Consider the following 23,429-nt stretch of genomic DNA (forward strand, 5'->3'; position numbering starts at 1 on the left):
GCACACATTTTCTTTGGCATGGCCGGGTGCGGGCCCTGAAGGGCGGGCCGCACCCGGCCGGGATGGGGTCCGGCGCTTAGAGTCCGGCTGTGGAGATGCCGTCAGCCCAGCGCTTGTTCAGCTCTGAGAAGTACGAGTCCATGGTCCCCGGGGCTGCACCACGGGCGATGTCCACGAGCTTTTGGCGATAGGTGGGATCGGTGAAAGTGATCTCGGCGGCCTTCTGGACATCCGAGAGGAGCGCTTCCTTGCCTTCGGGAGCCGGGTTGAGCTCGACGTATTCGACGCCCAGCTTCTTGAAGGTGGCCAGGGTGTCCGGCTCGGGGCCGTCCAGTTTGGGGGAGAGGCCGCCTTGTTCCGTGGCGTACCCGGATTCGCCCAGGAAGAAGTCGAGCCATTTACGGCTGGTCTCCTGGCAGCTGGAGTTCTTGTTGATGGCTACCCGGTAGTCGCCTGAAGCTACGGAGCGGTACTTTCCGTCCTTCTGGACCGGGAGCGGCCAATAGTCGATGTCCGCGGCCGCGCCTCCGGCCTTCACGGCGGCTTCGCGAAGCTGGGTTACGGACCAGGAGCCGAGGAACATTGCACCGACTTTGCCCGATCCGATCAGGGTCTTGCTGTTTTCCCAGTTGGTGGTGGTGGGGTCGCTCTCCGTCAGGTCCTGCTGGACTGCCTTGAACAGGATTGAGTCTGCCAGGTAGTGCTCCTTGCCCTGCGCCCAAGGCTCCTTGTCTTCGGCCAGGATGTTGGAAGCGTCCGGCCCGTCCACGATGCCGGTGAAGGTTTCCACTTGCGTCAGGGGCCAGCCGTCCTTGTAGTTGGTGTACAAGGGGACAGCCTGGGTGGATCCCTTGATCTTCTCGAGGCTGGCCAGGAACTCTTCCGGCGTGGTGGGAGGCGTGGTGATCCCCGCGGCCTCCCAGACCTTCTTGTTGATGGCATATCCGCCGACGTTGCCGGTCTGGGGAATGCCGTACACCTGCCCGCCTGCAGCCCCTTGGGTCACGAAGCGGTAGCTCTTGGCCAGCTCGTCCGTTGCGCCGAGGGGCGTGAAGAACTGGTTGAACTGCTTGGGCGAGACGGCGGCCGGAATCAGGAGGACGTCGCCGTAGTCCTTGGTATTCATCCGCGTCTTGACTTCGTTGTCGTAGTCAGTGATGGCCTGGAACTTGACCGTCTTGCCGGGGTTGCCGGCTGCAAACTTCTTGGCGTAGCCGGCCAGCGTAGTGTCAACGATGTCCGTCCTGTTGGTCAGTACGGTGATCTGTTCACACTTTGCCGAATCAGTGGCCGGCCCGGCCGCGGACGGGGCCGGCGTACCGGAACTCCCTGCGCATCCCGTTGCACCCAGTGCCAGGGCGCCGGCCACCGCGACGGCGGACGTCAGCTTCATTGCTCGCATTGCACATTCCCTTCATTGCAGACGTGGGTCGCGGAGTACTTCGCCTCAGGATCGCCACGGACGCTTCTTGTGATGCATGACACGATAGACGGCACTACTGTCTATGACAACGATGAACTCTTGAGAGTCGAGTCTGGATAGCGTCATACTTCCCTTTGTTTTCAAGCATTTTTGGCTTAAGTAAGCTACTTAAAAAAGTTTTTTAGATGGTCATATGTCCATCGATTACCTAGCGTGATTTAATGATCATCACCAGAGAAGCAGCCCCCGGGATGGACGGTAGAGGTAAAGATGAACACACGTGCCCGACTCATCGACGTCGCCCGGCTTGCCGGCGTCAGCACGAAGACCGCTTCCAGGGCGTTCGCTGACGATGCCAAGGTGTCCGCTGCTACTAGGGAAGCCGTCCGTGAAGCGGCGGTCCGGCTGGGCTTCCGGCCCAATCTGCTGGCAAAGAACCTCCGCACCGGGGCTTTGCCCAGAACGGTGGGGCTGGTGATCGGCGACCTCGCGAACCCTTTCTACTTCAAGCTCGCTGCGGGAATCGAGCGCGAACTTGCCCTGAGCGGAATGACGCTCATCCTGGGGATTACCGAGGATGCTCCGGGGGCCGAGATGGACGTCGTCAATGCCATGCTGGAACAGCAGGTCAGGGCACTGATCATTGCGCCGGCGGCACCGGACCAGTCCTACCTGGAACGCGAGCGGCCATTTGGCCCTCCCATGGTCTTCGTGGACCGACCCCCGGTGAACTTCATCGCGGATACGGTCCTGATCGAGAACCGGGAGGGGATGGCGAAAGCCGTACGGGACCTGATCAGCCGAGGCCACCGGGACATCGCCTTCGTTGCCAGCAGGAGCTACTTGTTCACCATCAAGGAGCGCCTCGCGGGGTTCCGCCAGGCGATGCTGGAAGCGGGCATCACGGGCTGCCAACGATGGGAGCGCCTGGTCGAGCCGGACGAATCATCCTTGGACGAGGCGATGGCCGGGCTGCTCGAAGGGGAAAACCGGCCCACGGCCATCGTTGCGGCAAATAACCGTGCCTCGTTGGCCTTCATCAAGGCTACGTACCGCTCGCCAAGCGATGTCGCGTTCATTGGTTTTGACGATTTCGAACTGGCGGACACCTTCGGGGTTACGGTCGTCGGATTCGATGTCGCAGAAATGGGCAGGGAAGCCGCGCGGCTGGCCGTCGCCGGGATCGAAGGCAAGAGGCCGCCGAGCCATGTCGGGATCCCCACCCAAATGATCCTTCGTGGTTCCGGCGAAAAGCGACCCGCCTAAAGGCGTGTCTCTTTATTGGCGTAGCCAGATCAGGACTGCATAGATGCAATGCCGGCCCGGTAGGTTTGGGCGAGGCTGTCGTAGCGAGTGGCGATTCCTCGCCATTACTTGAAGAGGTTGAAAGATTGCAGGCCAGCGAACCGACGACCTTGGTATCTTCACGCGCCCGCCACCGCCACGTCACCGTGTCACCAGGCACCGCTGCCGCCGGAGATTCCAACGTGAGCGCAGGCAGCTCAGGGGCACCGGGACCACTTGAAGCCGCTTGGACGTTGAGTGGCAGCCCGACGACAACGACCAATGCCACGACGACCGCGGCAAGCAGACGCGTGAAACGAAAAAGACAGAATCAATAGATTTCCCCAGCAGCTGCCGCCCAGCGCGACATTTTCGCAAAAGCGAACCAGCCAGACAGCAGATTTGCCCCATCACTTCGAAGACCGACCGTGAACCTGCCGTAATCCTGCGTTTTGGGGTTGGGGTTCCTGCTGATCCAGATCAGTCTCGTCTAGCCGACCTGCTGTTCCAGCCACGGCGTTAGCGGCTGCGCCGGTAGGGGAGAATGCGCCATGCCGGCGTGGCCTGGCGCAGGTACTGGTATACAGTTTCGCGGCTGATGCCGTAGTCATTGGCTAAGACGGATTTGGGGATCTCACAGGCCGCACGCTGCACCAGCTCGGCGGCCCGTTCCGGCGTAAGTATTTTCTTCCGTCCGCGGTAGGCCCCTCGCTGCTTGCCCAGGGCGACGCCTTCACGCTGCCGCTCCCTGATCAGGGACCGCTAAAATTCCGCAAAGGCCCCCATGACGGAGAGCATGAGGTTGGTCATGGGGGGAGTCCTTCAGGGTGAAGACCAGACTCTCTTGACGAACTGCACCCGCACTCCTTTATGGGTCAGGTGTTGGACGAGGGCGCGCAGGTCATTTAGGTTGCGGGTGAGCCGGTCCATGCTGTGCACCACGACAGTGTCCCGTCACTGGCGAAGCCCAGCAGCTCTGCCAGCTTGCGCCCCGCCCGTGTCCCGGCCGGACGCCTTGTCCGTGAAAACCTGGTCCAGAGCCACCCCTTCGAGCCGGCGTTTCTCGTTCTGGTCCAAAGTGCTCACCCACACTTACCCGATCCGCCGTCCGCCCACCGCCGCCTCAAAACCAACACTGTCAGCTGGAGTGGTGGGGCTTTCCCAAAAGAACGTCAAGACACCAGAATCGACGATGTCAGGTTGGGGTGTACTACAACTGGCCTCGGTATATTCCTTCTTCGCTAGAGGGTTGCGGTGTCCGGGACCCAGTCTTCGGGGAAGTGCTGCTTGGTGATGTTGCCGGCGCCGACCGGTCCCTTGCGGGAAGACGGCGCGGATGCTGCGTTGGGGTGTTCAAGCTGAGGTTCCCTCGGTGTCGTTGTTGTTCCTGGCGTTGTTGTTCAGGTAGGTCAGAGACTGGGCGATGCCGTCGAAAATGTCGCCGGAGTAGTCGTCGAATTCCACCACGCCCACCTCGAGGGATTTCGCCGCTGCGATGACGTCCAGGACCGGGACCTTGCCTTGGCCGGCGGGCTGCTGGGCCTTCGTGTCCGTGGTCAGGTTGCCGTCCTTGATGTGGATGAACTTCACTCGGTCACCCAGTCTGGTGAGAATCTCCACCGGGTCCTGTCCGCCGACGGCCACCCAGTAGGTATCGACCTCCAGCACCAGCTCCGGGTCCAGCAGGGAGGCGAAGAACTCCAGCGCGGTCCGGCCCTCGATGCTGGACTCCAGTTCCCAGTCATGGTTGTGGTATCCCACGCGGATGCCGTAGCCGGCACCCTTCTTCGCGGCGGCGTTGAGCTTCTCCGCGGTGGCCCGGATATCCTCGGGGTTATGCCAGTACTCTGCCGGAAGGTAGGGGTCGATGACGGTGGTGATACCCAGTTCCCTGGCGGCGGCGAAGATTTCATCCTGGTCCTGGCTCAGCAGCGGCGCGTGCCCGGACGGGGCTGTGAGGCCGTTCTCTTTCAGGGCCGCGGCCAGTTCCTTGGCTGTGGCCACGAAGTTGTACGGCTCAACCTGGGTGAAGCCGATCCCGGCAACCTTCCTGATGGTGCCGGGCAGGTCCTCCGCGATTGCGTGCCGGAGGGTATAGAGCTGGAGAGAATACGACATGGAGCTCCTTATAAGGGTGATATTGGGATGGGGCGTGAACATTACTGGAACGCAGTGGGAAGCAGCAGGAACTACCACTCTGTCCGGACTGGCTTTGGACCTTCATCTTGACCTCTGTTGCGGGCCGGCGAGTGTGCAAGATGCGCTGAGACGGACATAGGTCCCTAGCGCGTTTTCTATGATTCGTCGGCTTGTTGCTCCTTCGTGCTTCAACCAAAGAATGGACCCGTCCGCCATAACGTCATCCACGCGCCCGCGGTCTACGACCTTTCCACCGATATAGATCTCGACGTCATGCCCGGTGAGTATGGACCAGTCATCAACGGGATGCCAGGATGCACTCTGAAGAGCGCTGGGTGTATCAAGGGCAGCGGACACGTTGCTTTCTGACATGCGTTCCTCGAATTAGTGGGTTGATGAGAAGACGTGTTGATTCCATAAGTAAGTGGTGACACCCGCCCTCCACCACGCGGCGCCAGCCGTCGAAGAGCCAGACGAATTCGTCGCCGTCGATGGCGATGCCTTGCGGTACGGCGCCGCTGATGACTGCGCTCAGAACGGGACAGTCACCATCGCTGGTAAGGATTCCAATTTTCATCGGGTTGTCCCTTCCAGATCCTGGAACTAGTTTTCGGGGACGAATGTTTGGGCCATTGAGCCGCAACCGCCGACCCGTATTGCTTTTTCGGTGGCCGGTACGAACAGGGCTTGGCCCCGGGAAAGCTTCTCGTTGTTACCCGCTGTGGTTTGCACCGTGACCTGTCCACTGAGGCATACGAGTACCCGGGGGCCGTGGCCGGGAAGTTCGGTTGTCCCACCGGGGGCTAGGTGGGGGTGGGTGATACTGAGTGCGTATTCCGGGGTTGGGGGTTCGAAGATGTGGGTGATCTGGTCGCTGGGGGCTGTCTCGACCGTGAATCCGGAGGCGGTGAAGTCCAGTGCCTTGAGCATGGACGCGACGTCGATGTGTTTGGTCGTCAGGCCTAGTCGAAGGACGTTGTCTGAGTTTCCCATCACCTCCAGGCCGAAACCGCCCAAGTAGGCATGGGGGACACCGTCGGCGAGGAAGACGAGTTGCCCGGGTTGCAGTTTGACCCTGTTGAGCATCAGCGAGATTATCGCGCCGATGTCGCCGGGGTACAGCTGTGACAACTCCTCCATGGTGGCGCAGGCGGAGCGGATAAGCGGTTCCGGGTGTGAGCCTGCCAGGTGTCCGGCAGTTTGGAGGATCTCAACTACCTGCGGGGTGTCGAGGTTCAGCATCAGTTCCAGGGCAGAGCGTAGGCCTTGTTCGCCGGGTTCCTGTTGGAGCGCGTTTCGGGCTGGGTCAAGAGGTCCGGCGATTGTGTGGAGCAGAAACGAAACTTCCTCCCGGTCCCGGAATCCCACTAGCCCTTCAAAGTGGGTGACGGCATAAACCATTTCGGGTTTATTGTGTTCGTCTTTGAAGCTGCGCGTGGGATCAGTCAAGAGCACCCCGCGGCGTTCTTCGTCACGGTATCCGGCTGCCGCCATATGGCGGTTTGGGTGGACTTGCATGGAGAGGGGGCGTGCGGGTGCGAGGAGCTTAACGAGGTAGGGAAGTTGCCCGAATCTAGCGGAGACATCTTTTCCGAGAGTTTGTTCCGTGTCAGTGGAGATGACGTGGTCCAGCGGTTCAGGCCCGCCGGGTGTTTGGGCTGTGGCAGGACCTGTGGGGTGGGCACCTAGCCAGAGCTCCGCGAAGGGGGCTCCGTCGGGGGTGGTGTCGAGGAACTCGAACATCGCCGTCGCGGATCCCCAGTCGTAAGAGCGCCTTGTTCCTGTCAGTCGGTACATGTTGATCGTTTTCTCTTTCGACGGGTGGGCGTGAAGTTATGTCGTCTGAAGCAGCGGGTCAAGGGTGGGCTGGGTTGAGATTTTGAGGTTGTTTAGGCCGTGAAACAGGCGGGATCCGATATCCCACAGCCCGTTGTCAGGGTGTTCCACCTTGCCCAGGGCGTGCCCGTTGATGTGCACTTCAACTACTGCTCCGTGGGCGCTGGTAACGAGTTCGGTAGGCGAGACGGTGACCTTCCGAAAGGGGAAGTCGAGGCTGTACTCCCACAAACAGTCTGCGATCCATTCCGGTGTCGCCTCTGCCTGGCGGCCAGGAAGGATACCCGCTGTGGCAAGGTCCAGAGCGATTGAACCGGGGATGAGGGTCGGTATGAGCCGCCCAGCGATACCGAGGGGCGCCGGTCCATCTATGAGGCGTAGGTGCCACCCGTTGTTAAGTGCCCGGTACTTTCCGCCTGCTCTGAGCTCTGCGGTGAAGTGGTGTGTCATGGTCTTCTTCGTATGATTCAGCCGGCTTCCTGAATGGGATGTAGCCACCTGAGCGCTGACCGGATGAGGCGAGTATGGGCCTCTGATTGATATGAATTGCTGTCATGGCCGAGTGCATCGTAGACAGTCTTCCCTCCTGAAACGCGGGTGAAGGCCCACATAGTTGGGTGTTCCACGCTGTCGTGCTCATGGGCGGCGAGGACGCTTACACGTGGGGAGAACCTGAGGTAGGCGTATCTTTCGTCCTGAAGTTCAAAGTCGCGGCTATTGAGCGTTATGGGATGCTCGTTGGCCTTGACTTGAATAGTCGCATTTCCATAATCGGGGTGCATGGACACATCGCGTATCCACCTGCCTCCGAGCACCTCTTCCCATTCAGGGGAATCGGTAAAGCTGGTTGAGCTTGAGTGCATAGCCAGAACGGGAACCTTGGACCAGAGGATTCGCTGGATACCAGCGGCGGCACCATAGGAGTGGGGGGACGGTTTTCCGTCGCGTGGCAACCCGATATTGAAGACTACAAGGTCCGGCAGGAGGTCATCCGTGGCCAAATTTGAAAGGGCCGGCTCGATGTCCCCCGTTACGGTCACGTCATGGCCTTGAGAGGCAAGTATCCCAACCAGCTTTTCTGTCGTGTCCGTGAATGGGTGCCAGGCGTCGGCGTAACGTCCTTCACCCGAGAACAGAAGGGCGGTCCTCATCTCAATTACTCCTTGAAGTTTGGCTACTGCACGATGTGCGTAAACGGGGTCTGATGCAAGTGGCTGATGCTGGGTCTCTACCGGCCAACACGCAGTCAGGCCGGGAATGAGCGAAGGTCGTTGCGTCCACTAGACGAAGGCCACGCAGGTGGGTGTTTCTGCCGAACATCTTGAAATCTGGGTGAGGCGGCCGGAAAGAGTGTCGAACGCGAAGGAAGCTAGTTCGTCGTCATCCTGATTTGCCACGACCACGTGCCGCCCGTCTGGCGACACGGCGAGATCACGGGGCTCTCTGCCCCCTGTTGGTTCTGTACCAAGGAGGGTCAGGGATTTTGATTGCCTATCAAATTTGAGAACAGCGATGCTATCCATCCCCCTGTTCGTGACCAGCACGAATTTTCCGGAGGCTGCAACCTTGATGGCTGCGGTGTAGTTGCTTTTGTCGAATCCTTCGGGAAGGGTTGAGCAGCGGCCTATTATGCGGAATCCCGTTGATGATCGTTCGGCGACCGCAACAGTGCTTGTTAGCTCGTTGTTGATGAAGAGTATGTCCTCATCCGGGCTGAAGACTGCGTGGCGGGGACCGCTGCCGGCAGGCAGCTGAATTATCCGGTCGGCCCGTTCTCGCAGGATGCCGTCGTGTCCCAGGCTGTAAACGAACACTGCATCCGCTCCGAGATCCGGGACCAGTAAGTCCCCGGTCTTGGGGTCGAAAAGTGCCATGTGTGGGTGGGGGCTGGCTTGGCGGTCTGGATCAGAGCCTGTGCCTGCATGTCGAACGACTGATGAGGATTCGCCCAGCGATCCGTCGGGACGAATTGGATAGACGGAGACAACGCCGTCCTGATAGTTGGTGGCGACAAGATGACGTTCTGAAGGACTTACAGCCAGGTGGCAGGGTAATTCGCCATGTGAGGGACGGGAGTTCAGAACGGTCAAGCCTTCTGCCCCCGCCTCTAGGCGGTAAGCAGTGATGCCTCCGCCCGCGCCGCCTTCGAATGTGGTTGTTTCATTGACGCTGTAAACGCACCCGAGCTGATCTGCAAGGGCCAGAAACGAAGGATTCCGCGCAGCAGCCAGTGTCGCAGCCGGCTCTAACGACCCGTCTGGCAAGTCGAAACAAGATGTCTGTATCCCGGACTCGGGACTGTATCTGACGGAGGTTTCGGTATAACTGCCGATAAGCAGACGGACCGGCGTAGTCGCGTTCTGTCGCGCTCGTGGAGTGTCTTTGCTGGATTGGAGACCAGATGATGACGACCAACCCGGGTGACTGTTCACTGGGGCTCCACGTAAGGCCGCCGCAGGTCCAGCTTGGTGACTGTTGAATAGGAAGCCAGGAGCATGCTCACCTCGCAACGTTTCCTAGCGTCTCGGCTAACCAGGTTGCCTGTTTCCTCCAGTGATGCGCTTGGCCGCCCTCATGTTCGTTGTAGGGGTATACCTCGATATTGGATGGGGCCTTGTAATTGTTGTGAGCTGCGAAGACGGTGGAGGGCGGACATACCGGGTCAAGCAGACCAACGGAGAACAATGAGGGGGCTGAAGATCGGGCGGCAAAAGAAACACCATCGAAGTACGACAACGTGTGAAAAGCCCGGTCTGCCAGGTGCCGGTGAACGCTCAGGTATCGGACGATTTCGTTGTACGGGTCAGCATCGGTCATAGCGACTGCCCGTTCAAAATGGCAGAGAAATGGAACGTCGGGCATGACCGCCACAAGACCCTCGGCGAGTCCTGCGGCGGCAAGCGCGATTCCGCCGCCCTGGCTGGCCCCGGCCACGCTGATTCGCTCAGAATCCACCTGTTCGAAAGTTCTGACCGCGTCTATGGCTCGTACAGCATCGGTGAAAACTCGCCTGTAGTAATAGCTGGAGGGATGCTCGATCCCTTTGGTCATGAAGCCTGGTGATGCAGGCCCAGCTCCAAAGGGGTCAGCCGTCTCCCCCCCGGACCCCCACGCGCTTCCTTGGCCGCGAGTGTCCATGAAGAAGTAGGCATATCCGGCTGCTGGCCATACCAGGCGTTCCTGAGGTAGCCCGCGACCGCCTCCGTACCCGTTGAACTCGACGATGGTTGGCAATTTTGAGCTGGTACCCGCCGGGACGATAAACCAGGCCTTCACAGGGTCGCCAGCAAAACCGGGAAACTCGACGTCAAAAACATCAAACCCAGTAAGGAGTGCGTCGTAGGGAACGACGACTGGGGAACGGTCCACTGACCGTGACTCTTTCAGCGTAGCTGCCCAGAACGCATCAAAATCCTCTGGTTCCCTGACTGTTGGGTTGTAGCTGCGGAGTTCTTCGAGGCATAGATCGAAGCGGGGCATCCTGATCCTTCTTGGGTGGTGTCAAACCACCAGGGGTTCGTCGTGTTCATTGGTCTGCTGGGTCCACGGACTCGTACTCCGAGAGGCCGGGTAGGTCACCCGCGTCCCTGGAACCGACTTCTCGTTCAGCCTTTAAAAGCGCCGCTGAGCGCTCCGGCTTGGAAGTACCGCTGGAGTGACGAGTACAGGATGATGATCGGCAACCCGACGATGATGGTTGCTGCAGCCAGCAGGGGCCACTGGCTCGAATATTCACCCTGGAAGCCGCGCAGCCCGAGCGAGGCCGGGAACTTACCGTCGTCGCTAAATATCACTGTGGCGAGGATGATCTCGTTCCATACGCCGAGTGCGTGCAGGATGAAAATTGTGACAAGCGTGGGCGCCGTGAAAGGGACCACGAAACTAAAGAGGTAGCGGAAATAGCCAACCCCGTCCAGTGCAGCTGCTTCGTCAAGTTCCAATGGAACCGAACGCAGGGAGCTTACGAGCAACAGGGGTCCGATGCCGACCGCCGATGCCAGAAGAAGAATATAGCCCATCTCTGTGTTGTAAAGTCCCAGCCTGAGCAAGAGCTGAAACTGGGTTACGAGGGCAACAGGCAAGAAAAGCGAAAGAACAAATATGCCGTTCCACATGCTGTGGTGCTTCATAATCCGCCGCGCTACGGGGAAAGCCACCAGCAGGGACACGAACGTTCCCAAGACGGAGCTCGTGAGGGTATAGAGGACCGAGTTGAACATATATTGGCCGAAGTTGGCCTGATCCCACGCTTCAGCGAAGTTGCTCAGCTCGAAAGTCTTGGTCACGCCGGCCGGATCCAGGTAGAAGCCGGCCTGGCTCTTTAGCGCCGTGTTGAGCACAAAGAGCAGAGGAAAAGCGAAGGCGATCAGGACCAGCAAAATTCCCACGAAGATCATTAGGCGAACCCCGCGGCTGTCCCCAGCTGGTGATCCTCCTTTTCGCCGGAGTTCCGTTTGGAGGCGGCGTGGTTTCACCTCATTCGTCTCCAAAGTCGTTGTCATAGCTGGTTTTCCCTTCTGCGAAGATATGCGAAAGCTAGAAGCGCGATGATGCCCACAAAAACGAACTGGATGATCGATACTGCCGACGCCAGGCCTTGGTCCGGGCGCTGTGAGCCCAAGCCGAACGCGATCTTGTACAGCAAGAGCGACAGCACCGAAGTGGATTGGTTCGTCACCCCGGTCAAGACGTAGATCAACTGGAATGACTGAAGGGATCCGATGATCGAGATGAGCATGTTGGCGGTGATTGAGGGAGCAATCATCGGGACGGTGATGAAGCGCAGGCGCTGCCATCCCTTTGCCCCGTCGATTGCTGCGGCCTCGTAAAGTTCTTGAGGGATGGCTTGAAGCCCAGCTGTGTATATGAGCGCCGCGTAGCCGAGCGTCATCCAGATTTGGACAAAGATGCAAAGGCCCAGGGCAAGGTTTTGGTCGCCGAAGAAGGCGGAATTAGCGCCGAAGAGCTTCAGGAACGACTGGGCGGGGCCACCAACGGGGTTGAAGAACAAAGTCCACAACAAGCCCACTACAACGACGCCCAAAACCGACGGTAGAAACACTACAGATCGGGTGAAACGGGCAAATCGTGAGTTTTGGTTGAGCAGAATGGCCACCAGGAGGGCGAGTACGTTCTGTATCACCGTTACGGCGACAGCAAAGACCACGGTGTTCTGAAAAGACGTGAGGGCTTGGGACTGAAGGGTGGGCGAAAAGAACGCGAAGTAGTTGTCCAAGCCCACCCAGTTGATCGGGATGCCCGGTACGGGGGAGATGTCTGTGAAAGAGAGGGCTAACGTCGCCACGGCCGGCACCAGCGAGAAGAACGCAATGAAGCCGAAGGCAGGTATGAATCCGATTCGTGGCGCCCAGGGGCCGCCGAAGATATTGGTCGATCCAGGGCGCCGATTGACCTTCACTGCAGGGTCAGAGGTTGGATGTACCTTGTTGTTGCGGCGTTGCTTCCGCAGCGTAGTGCTGGTGCTCATGGCATTCCTTCAGCTGGTTCCGGGTGGGCGGCGTGGGCCGCCCACCCGGGATAATGACGGGTTTACTTGGGGAGAGCAGCCGTCCAGTCCTGTTCAGCTGCCTCCTGGGCGTCCTTGCCGGTTGCGAGTTTGCCCATTGGAGCGAGATTGGCGAAGTTCAAGCCGATCGCTCCGACGTTGGGGCCTGCGCCCGGGTTCGAATGGAAGACATCGCCCCAGCCGGGCTGGAACTGCTCGTCCAGTGCCGGCCCAAGAACGTCCCGCAGCTGCTGGGAGACCGGCGTATTGGGCTGTGACGGGATAATTCCGCTGTCGTTGGCGAACTTGGCATAGTTCTCTTTGTCTGAGAAGAAGGCAAGCCACTTCATTGCCGCGTCCTGGTTCTTGGAAGCGGTCGGAATCGCCAGCGAGAAGTCCAGTTTTCCGCCGAGGTTCTTATTGTCTTCGGCGCGCTCGGTGCCAGGCATGGGGAAATACCCGAACTTCAGGCCGGGGTTCTGCTGGGAAAATTGCTGTGTCGCCCATGATCCATCAAACGTCATGGCCGCTTGTCCACCAATGAACTGGCCTTCGGCCGTGGCGTAGTCGATTCCCGTGAAGTTGGGGTCCGCATGATCGAAGATAGTCTTTGTCTTCTCCATCACCTCGGCCAGCTTGGGGTCGCTGAGTTTGGTTTCGCCGCCCCAAAGTGCCTTGTCGAGCTGCGTCTTCTGCTCGGGGGTGGGGTACGTACCCTGCATGATGGACATTGGAATGAGGCCAACAGGCCATCCATCCTTGCCGCCGATGGACACCGGGGTAATGCCGGCCGCCTTAAGTTTGTCCATCACGGCGACGAACTCACTCCAGGTAGTCGGGACATCCAGGCCCTGCTTCTCAAAGATGTCCTTGTTGTACATCACGCCCGTGTAGTAATTGAGGCTGGTAACTACCTGGTACGACTTGCCTTTGAACTTGACCGTGTCCACAACCGCCGGGTCAAAGTTTTTCATGAACGGCTGATCACTGAGATCGACCCAGTTGCCAGCCTCGACTCCCTTTACCCAGTCGGATACTTTGACCCTCTTCACATAGCTGGGATCCGGGACGCCGGCCACTGTTGTGTTGCCTTCGACGATGTCAACGGCCCCTGCGGCCAGCCTGGCTGTACGTGCAGCCGGGTAGTCGTTCGTGGAAAGAAAATCGAGGTTGACCTTGACGGAGGGGTTCTTCTTCTCGAATTCCTTGGTCATGTTTTTGAGGGCTTTTGTTGTACCGGGGCTGTCGTGCAGCAGGATGTTTAGTTCCTCCGTGGCGCCCGAAGCCGCCGAGCCGCCACTGCATGCACTGAGCGTTCCGGCCGTTAGGACGATGCCGCAGAGCGCCGATGCGACCCTGAGCTTTCCTCTGAATGACGTTTTCCTGATTGACAAGTTTCTCTTTCCTCTCTGAAAGCTGTCCTGTGGGATCCCTCGGGACAGTGAACGTGCACCCAAATCCTTGAGGCCTTTGGCCGTCAAGAGTTGGCCGCCGCGGGCCAGTACGCGCGCTTGCGAACAATCTGTGACAATCATAACTTAAGCGCTTTAGTTAAGCCACGACGATTATGGGTTTATTGGTGGTAATAGTCGGGTGTCTTGCTAAGACGTCTTTGGACGTTTGGGGGGCGCTGTCGATCCCCTCACCTTGAGGGTCGGCACTGAATCGCGGTAGGACCCCGGAGGGCGCCCGTCGATGAGGTCGAAAAGCCGCCTGGCGACGTGGGCTCCCAATGCGACAACGTCATGACTCACCGCCGTCAACGGAGGGTAGGTCAATTCGCACAAGGCGGAGTCATCCCACGCCACCAGCGAGATGTCGGTCGGGACAGAGAGGCCCATTTCGGAGGCAACCCCCAAGCCGCTCATGGCCATGATGTCGTTGTCATAGACGATGGCGGTGGCACGGTCAGGCTTCGACAGGACTGCTCGCGTGGCCCTTGCACCTTCCTGTATCGAATAGTCCGTCGAGAATACTTCGCTCAGCAAACCGAGCTTTTTGGACTCTTCCCGGAACGCAGCATCCCGGACAGAGGTGTGCCCCAGTTCCGAAAACCCGGAGACCCTGGCTACTTTCCGATGGCCCATCGCAGCGAGATAGCTTAGGCATTCACGCATGGCTGAGGCATCGTCTGTCCAGACGTTCATAAGAGAACCCGCGATGGATGGGTCAGCGCTGAATACAGCAGGCAGTGCACCCGGGCGGCTGAGTGCCGTCAGTCGTGGATCTCCACTGCGAAGATCCACGACTATGAGCCCGTCAACCCTACGCGAAGCCTGCCACTTTCGGTGGGTCTCCACTTCGGCGGCTATGTCCGGCACCACCTGGAGCAGGAGAGCATATGACCTTTTCGTAAGTTCACTCTCTATGCCTGCGATGAACTGCATGAAGAAGGACTCCACGCCCAATGCAGAGGTGTCCCGGGCCAGCACAAGTCCGAACGTCTCCGATTTTGCCTCTGTGAGGGAACGCGCTGCACTGCTCGGCGCCCATCCGAGTTCCTCTGCTACGGCAAGTACGCGCGCTGTCGTATCGGCGGACACGCCTTTTCGGCCGTTCAGTGCGAAAGAAACGGCGCCGATGGACACTCCGGCCCGTTCGGCTATGTCCTTGATCGTGATGCGAGCAGCCACGAGTTCTCCCTATGCTTTGTCTCTTGTCACTCTATTGCCATCGATACCCTCGCCTCAGCGAGGACTTCTTGAAGGTGGGTCAAGACGTAGGGCAATTCCAGCGCTTCCTTCCCGGGCCGGTACTCGGAGAGGAGCCGAAATACGACTGATTCACCCGGGAGCAAAGTCGTGAAACCCCTGTCCACGGTCGCGTCCGGTGCGATCCTGTCCGCTTGCAGGAGAAGGTCCCGCACGAGGCCGGCCGCCGTAACCTTGACCTCAAGGCCGCCTGGAATTTCGACGACCTCGATCGCTGGAGCTGCCCCGGGGTACCTGAACTCCACGTCTTCGACTGGGAACCAGAGCGCCCGCGCGTCGCCGAGATCAGCGACCACGAATTCTGTTGTCGGATCACCGAACTCGGTGAGCGCCTCCGGTAGCGCAACATGCCCGACAGCGTAGGGGGCCACAGTGGCCTCCACGTGGTCAGTGGAGAGTACGGTGCCGCCGGCGTGCAGCCTCCGGAACGCGACTGTGCCTTCCCAAGGTTCGGGGGAGTCGTTTACGAGCGTCAGGGTGGGAGCGTGTTCGGTCTCCTGAATAGCCAGGACTCTCTGTGCGTACATTTCCCGAAGCGCGTGGTACAGGGGCTTGAACCGGCCGTCACCGTCGATGGCAGACCATGAGGTCACCGGCCACAGGTCGTTCAGCTGCCACACGATCGTGCCTGCTGTATGTGGCCAGTGCGCCCGCCAGTGGTCAACGCCGGTGCGGATGGCACGGACTTGGTTCAACTGTGTGAGGTAATGCCAGGCATTGGTGGAGACCGGCGCGGGAAAGTGTGGTTCCAGTCCGCGAGCGAGTTTCCCGTTTCCGTCGTCTGCCTTTTGATGATGCAGTACGCCGGGAGAGTCGGGCAGGATCGGATTGTCAGTGACAGCGCGCCGTAGAGTCGCCCATGTCGGCGGGGCCTGCCAGCCGAATTCGGATACAAAGCGCGGGGCAGAGTCGAGGTAGTGGCTGTAGTCTTCTGCGTTCCAAACGCCCCAGGAGTGGAAGGTCTGGTGATCCGGGTCATTCGGATCGAGGTCCTTCGATCCTGACCAGGGGCTGCCTTCCGTGTACGGACGTGATGGATCCACGGATGCCACGACCTCCGGGAGGACATCCAAGTAGAATCCTTCGCCCCAGCTCAGCTCGCCGCCAGGCTTGTCGGCCCAGGACCAGGACTTGCGCATCCACAGGTTCTCGTTGTTTCCGTTCCAGATCACGAGGCTCGGGTGACTGGAGAGGCGTGCAACATTTTCCCGAGCTTCCGCGATCACCTCGCTTCGAAAAGGTTCTTCCTCTGGATACGAAGCGCAGGCGAATAAAAAGTCCTGCCAGACCATTAGTCCGAGTTCATCACAGGCGTCGTAAAAGGCGTCATCTTCATAGAGTCCGCCGCCCCACACCCGCACCATGTTGCAGTTAGCTTCCGCTGCCTGCTCCAGTCTCTTGCGGTATCTTTCCGGCGTCATTTCGGACGGGAAGATATCGTCAGGAATCCAGTTCACACCTTTTGCGAATACTCCGACCCCATTGATCCGGAAGAGGAACTGGCTCCCTACTTCATCGATCTCACGGTCGAGTTCGACGTGACGGAAGCCGATGCGGCGTCCCCAGATATCGAGCTCTGTTCCTGTCCCGGCATCCAATATCCGGACAGAGGCATGGTAGAGCTCCTGGCTGCCGTAACCGCGGGGCTGCCAAACGCGTGCGTCCTCCACCGTCAGCGTGAGTACTGTTGAATTCTGACCGGCTTTGAGAATGGCCCTACCCGAGGGGCCGCCTTCCAGGGTAACCTCGATGTCGATCGAACGGTCGGCACCTTGATGTGTGCGCTCGATGTCGACATGGAAATCAACGGTGCCCACTCCGTCGGCCACGTCTGTTAGCGGGCGTACGGAGGATATGCGGGCCGTGCTCCACCCTTCAAGACGTGCCGGCCGCCAGATTCCCGCCGTGACCAGTGTCGGACCCCAGTCCCACCCGAAACTGCACGCCATCTTCCGGATGAAGTGGAATGGCTCGGGGTAAGCATTCGGACGGTCCCCAAGTGCGGCCTGCCACTTCTCCGCTTCGGTGTAGGCCGAGGTGAATCTCACGGCGAGGTCGTGGACGCCGGTCTTCAACTGCCGGGTGACGTCGAATCGGTAGGAGCGGTGCATGTTTCTGGTCTGCCCAACGGTAACTCCGTCCAGCACGACGTCTGCAACCGTATCGAGTCCGTCGAACACCAGGTCGATTTGTTCGCATTCTTCACTGTCCCAGCGAATGGAGGTCTGATATGACCAGTCGCTCCGACCTACCCAGGCCACGTCCAATTCGTTGGCATCAATGAACGGATCTGGGATGATTCCCTGCCGCAAAAGATCGGTGTGGATAGATCCCGGAACTGCGGCCGGGATGGACTCGCCGATAAGAGCTCGGGCCTGTGCCGGGATCAGGCTGGTTCGTCCGGCAGTCTCCACCGCGACCGTCCATCCCTCATGAATCTTTTGAGTCGTTAGCATCAGTCGCCCTTTCTCGAGTTGCCCCGGCCAACTCCGGCAGGCGGCAACTTCGCCTACGCGCTACCTTAAGCGCTTTAGTTTGGACTATAGTTCACAGCATTGTCTGTTGGGAAGCGATAGACATTCTGCTAGCCAGGGGAGTGGTCAGGTGCGTGTCGTCGTTACCGGTGGCAATGGAAGAGTCGGAAGATCCACAGCTCAATGTCTTGTTGCAAGGGGTCACGAGGTGTTGGTGGTAGACCGCAGCCGGCAGGACTTCAGTGTGGAAGGCGCAGCTTTTGCCGCGGCAAATCTGTTGGATCCGGAGTCGTTCGAGGGGGTGTGCGCGGGAGCCGACGCGTTGGTGCATCTGGCTGGTTATCCCGCTCCGACGCCCGCAGCGCCCTGGCAGTCCTTTGAATTGAATGTCATGACGTCATTCAACGCCCTGGCTGTGGCGGCTCGGCTGAGGATTCCTCGCTCGGTCCACGCTTCCAGCGCCTCGGCACTGGGCATGGCTTGGGCTGAGGAAACACAGATGCCGCGCTACGTTCCCATCGACGATAACCACCCGCTAACACCGGCGGAACATTATGGCCTCAGCAAATGCTTCACCGAGCTCTCCGCACAGTCCTTTGTCCGGGAGACGCATCAATCCGCGATAGTCCTGCGTTTTCCCCGCGTGATGACCACAGCCGATCTCGAGGCAACGGTGCCACTCGTTGCAGAGAATCCCGCGGACAGGACCTCAATGAGAGACCTATGGAGTTACATCCATCTGGACGATATCGGCTCATCCTTCGCTGACGCAGTGGAGTCGCCGCTGGAAGGCTTCGGGCGGGCAACAGTAGTCGCTCCCGATACTTTGTCCAGGACTCCCACGTCCGTTCTGCTATCCGAACATTATCCGGAGGTCCCTGTAGTGCGGCCAATTATCGGTCGAGCACCTGCCTGGGACCTTGAATCGGCACGCAGTGTCCTGGGCCGGGTACCCCGCCTTAGCTGGACCGGCCTTCCCAGTTTCACCTCCGCTAATGATCACACCAGGAGTTTTTCATGAAGCTTACTTTTCAGCTGTATCAGAACTTCACTGACGAAGATCTTGAGTACGTTCGTCAGCTCGGAATCAGGCACGTCGTCGTGGGAACGACCGGCGGAACGCGCGATTTCTTCCAGGCCGCTAAGAAGCGGGTGGAGAGCGCAGGGCTTGAGCTGACGAACATCGGAAATACCGACGTACACAACATGCCGGCCGTCACCCTCGGACTGCCCGAACGTGATGCGATGATCGGCCGGTACATCGAATACCTCCATGACCTCCACGCCATCGGAATGAGCTATACGACGTACGCCCACATGGCTAACGGGTTATGGTCCTCACCCAATACGGCGGGCCGCGGAAACTCTGTCGCGCGAACCTTCAACGCGGACACTGCGACTGGCCGTTGGCTGGACCAATCCTTTGCTGCCGGGAACGTGCACGGCCGGGCGTACAGCGAAGAGGAGCTTTGGGAAAACTTTGCCTACTTCACCGAGCGCGTCGTCCCAGTCGCGGAGGAACTCGGCATCAATATCGGCCTGCATCCGGATGACCCGCCCGGGCTCACGCTTGGGGGAGTTCCCCGCTGTATCGCAAGCTCCTATCAGGGGTACCAGAAGGCATTTGAAATCGCCGATAGCCCTAACTTTGGTGCTTGCCTTTGCATCGGAAGCTGGCTCGAGGGCGGCTCCTCAACGGGCGCGACTCCCGAGGAGGCTATTCGCGGCTTTGCCGCCGCAGGGAAACTATGGAAAGTTCACTTCCGAAATGTCTCTGCCCCGGTTCCAGTCTTTCGGGAGACATTTTTGGACGAAGGGTACGGGAGCATGGTGAAGTACATGGCGACGCTCGCGGAGGTCAACTTCGACGGGATTCTCATTGCTGATCACGTCCCCGGTATGGTCGGAGACCCGCGAAACCCCTGGAGCCTGAGCATCGGTTACATCCAGGGAATGATGGACGCTTTGGGGATCGAACGGGCATGACCAGCGCAGCCCTTCCAGCTACGCGTGCGGAATCTGCCGTGAGGACTGCAGCCTTCGCCATGACCCCAGGACTTCAGGACAAGCTGTTCACAACCGCTGCCCTGACGAGACTGGCTCAGCTTGTCGCCGTTGACACCAAGACGGTCATTAGAGATTTTTCCACAGCGGATCAGACCATGCTGTCCGGGCTCGAGGTGCTGGTCACCGGCTGGGGCTGCCCTCCAATCGGCCGGTCTGAACTGAACCTCATGCCGCAGCTGAAAGTGATCCTGCACGCCGCCGGTTCCATCAAGGGGCATCTCTCACCAGAGGTATGGCACCGGGGGATCCGGGTGTCATCCGCAGCCGAGGCAAACGCCCTTCCAGTCGCGGAATTCTCGCTGGCAATGATCCTGCTCGCTGGCAAAGAAGCGTTCTGGATTTCCAGAGAGTATGACCGTCGCGAAAAGGGCATCGACCTCCTCCGCGAATACCCGGACATCGGAAACTTCCAAAGGACAGTTGGGATTGTTGGGGCGTCAAAAATTGGCCGCCGGGTGATGGAGTTGCTCACCCCGCACGATGTCGAGGTTCTCGTTTACGACCCCTATCTGGACAATTCCGAAGCTTCCAGGCTCGGAGCCCGTTTGGTCGATCTACCAGAACTCATGACTGAGTGCTCCATAGTGAGTCTGCACGCGCCTAGTCTTCCAACGACTACTCATATGATCGACGCCGCCGGCCTGGCATCTATGCATGATGGAGCAACGCTCCTGAATACAGCCCGGGCTAGTCTTGTGGATCAGGATGCCTTGGTGGCTGAATTGCGCAGCGGCAGGCTCAGGGCCGTACTGGATGTGACGGAACCCGAGGTTTTGCCTCCAGATCACGAGCTGAGGACCTTCCACAACGTCTTCATCACCCCGCACCTCGCGGGTGCACAGGGCAACGAGCTGATCCGCCTCGGGCAAAGCACCATGGCCGAGCTCGAACGTGTACTGACCTGCCGGGGACTTCGATTCGAGGTCGCTTTGGAACAGTGGGAGCGCACCGCATGAGCAGCTTTGCGCCTAGTCCCGCAGACGTCGCCAACCGGTATAAGGAAGGAACCCTGATAGGCCTCGATATAGGAGGGAGCAAGACCAGAGGCATCAAAGTTGCCAACAATGTGGTGGTTGCTGACGGCCAGGTAGGCAGTGCGAACGTTCAAAATACCAGCCGACGCGAAGCCCGCGAACAGCTTGCAAAGCTCTTCTGCCAGCTGGACACCCGCGGCGTCACACGGATCATCGCAGGTGCAGGCGGAATTGATACAGACGCGGACAAAATCGCGTTGGCCTCCCTTATCCGTGCCTGCGTGCCGAACGCCAGCATTACGGTGGTCCATGACTCCCGGTTACTACTCGCCGCCGCGGGCGCGCCCACTGGAATCGCTGTAATTGCTGGCACCGGATCAGCCGCGTGGGGCATCAATTCTGTCGGCTTGGAAGCCCGCGCCGGTGGGTGGGGATATCTGCTGGGTGATGAAGGAAGCGGGTACTGGTTCGGCCGCGAGGCAGTCCGTCTCGCCCTGCACCGCATGAACCTTGGAGCGGAACCCGACCAACTCACCCAAGCACTACTCGCACGATGTGAATTAACGGCCCCGGAGCAACTCATCCACCATTTTCACTCAGACCTGGGAAGAGATTTCTGGGCCTCTCTCAGCCCTGTTGTATTTGAAGCGGCAACCCTCGGTGATGACCGCGCCAGCGAATTGATCGACCGGGGCGCCAAAGAACTAACCCAGATCGCCGTCCAGGTTGCAACCCGGCTTGAACTCGACGGTCCGGTGATCGTCGGAGGCGGACTCGGGCTTAACCAGCCGGCGCTGATGGACGCCTTCGCAGGACACGCCGGCGCGGCCGGCCTGACAAACATCAGGGCTCTTGACACCGAACCCGTGTTCGGAACTCTCACTATTGACGACCGCTCAGCCTCCGCGCCTTGAAACTGCCCCGCCCGGGCGGTCGCCCACAACTCGTTCACATGCACGACAACCTAGGCGGAAGAATTGCATAAACCTGCCCCCGAATCATGCCCTCCGGCTCTCGACGGCCAAGTCATAGCGGTCCTGCGCACCAACCATGCCGACGACTATCTGCCCGTCATTGAAAGTATCGTTGCCGGGGGAGTGCGCTTCATAGAACTCACCCTCACCACAAAGGGCGTATTTGATCGACTCCCGGAGATCAGACGTACGTTCGGAGAAACTGCCGAAATAGGGATCGGAACAGTTACCAGCCCAGACCAGGCTCATCGCGCGCTGGATTTGGGAGCGCAGTTCATTGTCACGCCCTCGATGAATCTGGACGTGGTCCACCTGGTTGTGTCCCGCCAGGTCCCCATAATCGCAGGGGGACTATCGCCAACGGAGCTTCTCGCGGGGTGGAGGGCGGGGGCGACGGCCCTCAAAGTTTTTCCGGCTTCGACGGTGCAGCCGGACTACCTCAGGCAGTTGCACGGTCCCTTCCCGGAAATGCAACTCATTCCTAGCGGAGGAGTCAGCATCGAGGACGTTCCTGGATGGTTCAGAGCCGGAGCACTGGCAGTCAGCCTTGGCGGTCCCTTGGTCGGAGATGCCTTCCGGGGCGGAAGCTTGGCGGCGCTGACTGAACGAGCACGACGAGTCACAGATCTCGCCCGTGCTGCAGCCACGGAGCACAGAAGAAGAACCTCGTGAACGCCGGGCCGGAAGCGCACACGAACTGCACCGACGTCGTCACCCTAGGCGAAACGATGGCACTGATGAGAGCAGACGCACCAGGGCCGCTGGCCCATGCCTCGTCACTCAGCCTCGGGGTGGGTGGGGCCGAAAGCAACTTTGCAATAGCCCTGCGGAGGCTGGGGACCTCGGTCACTTGGGTGGGGCGGCTCGGGGCGGACAGTCTGGGTGACTTGGTACTGCGCGAGCTGCGAGCTGAAGCCATCCACCCGATAGCAATCCGCGATGAGCTGCGCCCCACCGGGCTGATGATCAAAGAACGCCGCACCACAGAAACAACAAAGGTCTGGTACTACAGAAAAGACAGCGCCGGAGCCGGGCTATCCCGCAATGACATCCCCGTAGGTCTCATTGCAGGTGCCCGCCTGCTTCACCTCACAGGTATCACACCGGCCCTTTCTTCCGGCGCAGCCGAGGCCGTGCGGTATGCGATCGACTGCGCTCATGCCAATAACACCCTCGTCTCCTTCGACCTGAACTACCGGGCCGCCCTGTGGTCCCCGGAAACTGCGGGGGAATACTACAAAAGCATCATTCCACTTGCAGACATCGTTTTTGCAGGGGATTCGGAAGCAGCCCTCGCTGTAGGTGTTGCTCCCGACGCATTAAATCTCGCCCAGCGCATATACGAGCTCGGTGCGCCTCAAGCCATCATCAAACTCGGCCCCGATGGATGTGTCGCGGTCATCGACGGCAACACCTATCGACAGGAAGCCGTGCCTATCCGGCCCGTTGACACTGTCGGTGCCGGTGATGCCTTCGTCGCCGGCTACATCAGCGAGTTCCTGGACGGCAGCGACATCCCCCAGCGCCTCCAAACCGCTACACGCAGCGGTGCCTTCGCCTGTTTGGTCCCCGGCGACTGGGAAGGTATGCCCCGTCGAACCGAACTTAGACTGCTCGATTCAACCGAGCCGGTCCTCCGCTAAATCAGCCAGACCGCCTGGTGGCTGGCGATGCAGCGGTTGAGGTTGTCCAGGGAATCATGCCGCAGTTGGGGGGGAGTTGGCATGGGTCTCCCGGTGAAGGGGAGAGGCAAAAGCTGCAGCAGCGAAAATCATGCGGTCCCATCTGGGTTAAACTCGGCCGGGCGAGTGTGCGGAGGAGAACGACGCCCAACTCCTCCACCACGGCACACGGCGCATGTTGTAGCGAACCGCACGGGGAATTCGGACGATGATGATCCAGCTCGGGTATGCCATGCCCCGTTCTTGACCCCGGCAGGACGCATGTTCACTCGAACCTAGCGCGGCACAGTGGAGTCTGTTCCAGAAATCGTTAAACGAGCCAGCCTCCGTCTGACATTTCCTCTGAGAGGGTCCGACGG

General features: G+C 59.6%; 19 protein-coding genes and 2 pseudogenes. 7 read left to right on the plus strand and 14 right to left on the minus strand.

What is annotated here, in order from left to right; genetic code table 11:
• Positions 1-76 precede the first annotated feature (76 nt).
• The gene (locus DFO47_RS19825) at positions 77-1,402 is read right to left on the minus strand and encodes an extracellular solute-binding protein (RefSeq protein WP_133832742.1); all 1,326 of its coding nucleotides are present in this window, start codon (positions 1,400-1,402) and stop codon (positions 77-79) included.
• Positions 1,403-1,693: 291 nt separating this feature from the next.
• Here DFO47_RS19825 and DFO47_RS19830 point away from each other — a divergent pair, with 291 nt between their 5' ends.
• Positions 1,694-2,689: a LacI family DNA-binding transcriptional regulator gene (locus DFO47_RS19830; RefSeq protein ID WP_133832743.1), complete on the plus strand. Its 996-nt coding sequence runs from the start codon at positions 1,694-1,696 to the stop codon at positions 2,687-2,689.
• A gap of 537 nt (positions 2,690-3,226) precedes the next feature.
• Here DFO47_RS19830 and DFO47_RS19835 read toward each other — a convergent pair.
• The 13 genes and pseudogenes from DFO47_RS19835 to DFO47_RS19895 form a co-directional block, all read right to left on the minus strand.
• A pseudogene (locus tag DFO47_RS19835) lies at positions 3,227-3,799 on the minus strand (recombinase family protein).
• A gap of 261 nt (positions 3,800-4,060) precedes the next feature.
• Positions 4,061-4,825 carry a sugar phosphate isomerase/epimerase gene (locus DFO47_RS19840; RefSeq protein WP_133832744.1) on the minus strand — a complete coding sequence of 255 codons (765 nt, stop codon included), beginning with the start codon at positions 4,823-4,825 and terminating at the stop codon, positions 4,061-4,063.
• A gap of 457 nt (positions 4,826-5,282) precedes the next feature.
• Positions 5,283-5,423: pseudogene (locus DFO47_RS19845) on the minus strand (6-phosphofructokinase); the annotation flags it as partial.
• A 26-nt stretch (positions 5,424-5,449) separates the two neighbouring features.
• Positions 5,450-6,643 (minus strand): mannose-6-phosphate isomerase, class I, encoded by a 1,194-nt coding sequence (gene manA, locus DFO47_RS19850; RefSeq protein WP_133832745.1) that lies wholly within the window; start codon positions 6,641-6,643, stop codon positions 5,450-5,452.
• 36 nt (positions 6,644-6,679) lie between these two features.
• Positions 6,680-7,132, minus strand: coding sequence for a hypothetical protein (locus tag DFO47_RS19855; protein ID WP_133832746.1), 453 nt, complete (start codon positions 7,130-7,132; stop codon positions 6,680-6,682).
• Positions 7,133-7,149: 17 nt separating this feature from the next.
• The gene (locus tag DFO47_RS19860; protein WP_133832747.1) at positions 7,150-7,833 is read right to left on the minus strand and encodes a ThuA domain-containing protein; all 684 of its coding nucleotides are present in this window, start codon (positions 7,831-7,833) and stop codon (positions 7,150-7,152) included.
• Positions 7,834-7,962: 129 nt separating this feature from the next.
• Positions 7,963-9,114: a lactonase family protein gene (locus tag DFO47_RS19865; protein WP_166651764.1), complete on the minus strand. Its 1,152-nt coding sequence runs from the start codon at positions 9,112-9,114 to the stop codon at positions 7,963-7,965.
• Between the two features lie 67 nt (positions 9,115-9,181).
• Complete coding sequence (locus DFO47_RS19870) at positions 9,182-10,162, minus strand: acetylxylan esterase (RefSeq protein ID WP_133832749.1); 981 nt, start codon at positions 10,160-10,162, stop codon at positions 9,182-9,184.
• Positions 10,163-10,287: 125 nt separating this feature from the next.
• Positions 10,288-11,079, minus strand: coding sequence for a carbohydrate ABC transporter permease (locus DFO47_RS19875; protein WP_166651765.1), 792 nt, complete (start codon positions 11,077-11,079; stop codon positions 10,288-10,290).
• 101 nt (positions 11,080-11,180) lie between these two features.
• Positions 11,181-12,170 carry a sugar ABC transporter permease gene (locus DFO47_RS19880; protein WP_133832751.1) on the minus strand — a complete coding sequence of 330 codons (990 nt, stop codon included), beginning with the start codon at positions 12,168-12,170 and terminating at the stop codon, positions 11,181-11,183.
• A 62-nt stretch (positions 12,171-12,232) separates the two neighbouring features.
• A complete protein-coding gene (locus DFO47_RS19885; protein WP_166651766.1) occupies positions 12,233-13,582 on the minus strand; it encodes an extracellular solute-binding protein in 1,350 nt (449 codons plus the stop codon).
• Between the two features lie 207 nt (positions 13,583-13,789).
• Complete coding sequence (locus tag DFO47_RS19890) at positions 13,790-14,821, minus strand: LacI family DNA-binding transcriptional regulator (RefSeq protein ID WP_243835561.1); 1,032 nt, start codon at positions 14,819-14,821, stop codon at positions 13,790-13,792.
• Between the two features lie 26 nt (positions 14,822-14,847).
• Positions 14,848-17,355, minus strand: a complete 2,508-nt coding sequence (locus DFO47_RS19895) for a glycoside hydrolase family 2 protein (protein ID WP_133832753.1) — start codon at positions 17,353-17,355, stop codon at positions 14,848-14,850.
• Positions 17,356-17,503: 148 nt separating this feature from the next.
• Here DFO47_RS19895 and DFO47_RS19900 point away from each other — a divergent pair, with 148 nt between their 5' ends.
• The 6 genes from DFO47_RS19900 (at position 17,504) to DFO47_RS19925 (ending at position 23,031) form a co-directional block, all read left to right on the plus strand.
• Entirely contained in the window at positions 17,504-18,394 is an 891-nt protein-coding gene (locus DFO47_RS19900) for an NAD(P)-dependent oxidoreductase (RefSeq protein WP_166651767.1), read from the plus strand.
• Positions 18,391-19,359: a mannonate dehydratase gene (locus DFO47_RS19905; protein ID WP_133832755.1), complete on the plus strand. Its 969-nt coding sequence runs from the start codon at positions 18,391-18,393 to the stop codon at positions 19,357-19,359. Before DFO47_RS19900 ends, DFO47_RS19905 begins: the two co-directional genes overlap by 4 nt.
• Positions 19,356-20,396, plus strand: a complete 1,041-nt coding sequence (locus tag DFO47_RS19910) for a hydroxyacid dehydrogenase (protein ID WP_133832756.1) — start codon at positions 19,356-19,358, stop codon at positions 20,394-20,396. The genes DFO47_RS19905 and DFO47_RS19910 overlap by 4 nt, the downstream gene beginning before the upstream one ends.
• Positions 20,393-21,328, plus strand: coding sequence for a BadF/BadG/BcrA/BcrD ATPase family protein (locus DFO47_RS19915; protein WP_133832757.1), 936 nt, complete (start codon positions 20,393-20,395; stop codon positions 21,326-21,328). Before DFO47_RS19910 ends, DFO47_RS19915 begins: the two co-directional genes overlap by 4 nt.
• A gap of 63 nt (positions 21,329-21,391) precedes the next feature.
• Positions 21,392-22,060 carry a bifunctional 4-hydroxy-2-oxoglutarate aldolase/2-dehydro-3-deoxy-phosphogluconate aldolase gene (locus tag DFO47_RS19920; RefSeq protein ID WP_133832758.1) on the plus strand — a complete coding sequence of 223 codons (669 nt, stop codon included), beginning with the start codon at positions 21,392-21,394 and terminating at the stop codon, positions 22,058-22,060.
• A complete protein-coding gene (locus tag DFO47_RS19925) occupies positions 22,057-23,031 on the plus strand; it encodes a sugar kinase (RefSeq protein ID WP_243835562.1) in 975 nt (324 codons plus the stop codon). Before DFO47_RS19920 ends, DFO47_RS19925 begins: the two co-directional genes overlap by 4 nt.
• The last annotated feature ends 398 nt before the right edge of the window (positions 23,032-23,429 follow it).

It is taken from the genome of Arthrobacter sp. AG258, from assembly GCF_004364695.1.
In the GTDB taxonomy this organism is placed as follows: domain Bacteria; phylum Actinomycetota; class Actinomycetes; order Actinomycetales; family Micrococcaceae; genus Arthrobacter.

Bases quoted from the DNA above. Each gene is read 5' to 3' on its own strand.
- DFO47_RS19825 (WP_133832742.1), bottom strand. From the start codon at position 1,402: ATGCGAGCAATGAAGCTGACGTCCGCCGTCGCGGTGGCCGGCGCCCTG.
- DFO47_RS19830 (WP_133832743.1), top strand. From the start codon at position 1,694: ATGAACACACGTGCCCGACTCATCGACGTCGCCCGGCTTGCCGGCGTC.
- DFO47_RS19840 (WP_133832744.1), bottom strand. From the start codon at position 4,825: ATGTCGTATTCTCTCCAGCTCTATACCCTCCGGCACGCAATCGCGGAG.
- manA (WP_133832745.1), bottom strand. From the start codon at position 6,643: ATGTACCGACTGACAGGAACAAGGCGCTCTTACGACTGGGGATCCGCG.
- DFO47_RS19855 (WP_133832746.1), bottom strand. From the start codon at position 7,132: ATGACACACCACTTCACCGCAGAGCTCAGAGCAGGCGGAAAGTACCGG.
- DFO47_RS19860 (WP_133832747.1), bottom strand. From the start codon at position 7,833: ATGAGGACCGCCCTTCTGTTCTCGGGTGAAGGACGTTACGCCGACGCC.
- DFO47_RS19870 (WP_133832749.1), bottom strand. From the start codon at position 10,162: ATGCCCCGCTTCGATCTATGCCTCGAAGAACTCCGCAGCTACAACCCA.
- DFO47_RS19875 (WP_166651765.1), bottom strand. From the start codon at position 11,079: ATGATCTTCGTGGGAATTTTGCTGGTCCTGATCGCCTTCGCTTTTCCT.
- DFO47_RS19880 (WP_133832751.1), bottom strand. From the start codon at position 12,170: ATGAGCACCAGCACTACGCTGCGGAAGCAACGCCGCAACAACAAGGTA.
- DFO47_RS19895 (WP_133832753.1), bottom strand. From the start codon at position 17,355: ATGCTAACGACTCAAAAGATTCATGAGGGATGGACGGTCGCGGTGGAG.
- DFO47_RS19905 (WP_133832755.1), top strand. From the start codon at position 18,391: ATGAAGCTTACTTTTCAGCTGTATCAGAACTTCACTGACGAAGATCTT.
- DFO47_RS19910 (WP_133832756.1), top strand. From the start codon at position 19,356: ATGACCAGCGCAGCCCTTCCAGCTACGCGTGCGGAATCTGCCGTGAGG.
- DFO47_RS19915 (WP_133832757.1), top strand. From the start codon at position 20,393: ATGAGCAGCTTTGCGCCTAGTCCCGCAGACGTCGCCAACCGGTATAAG.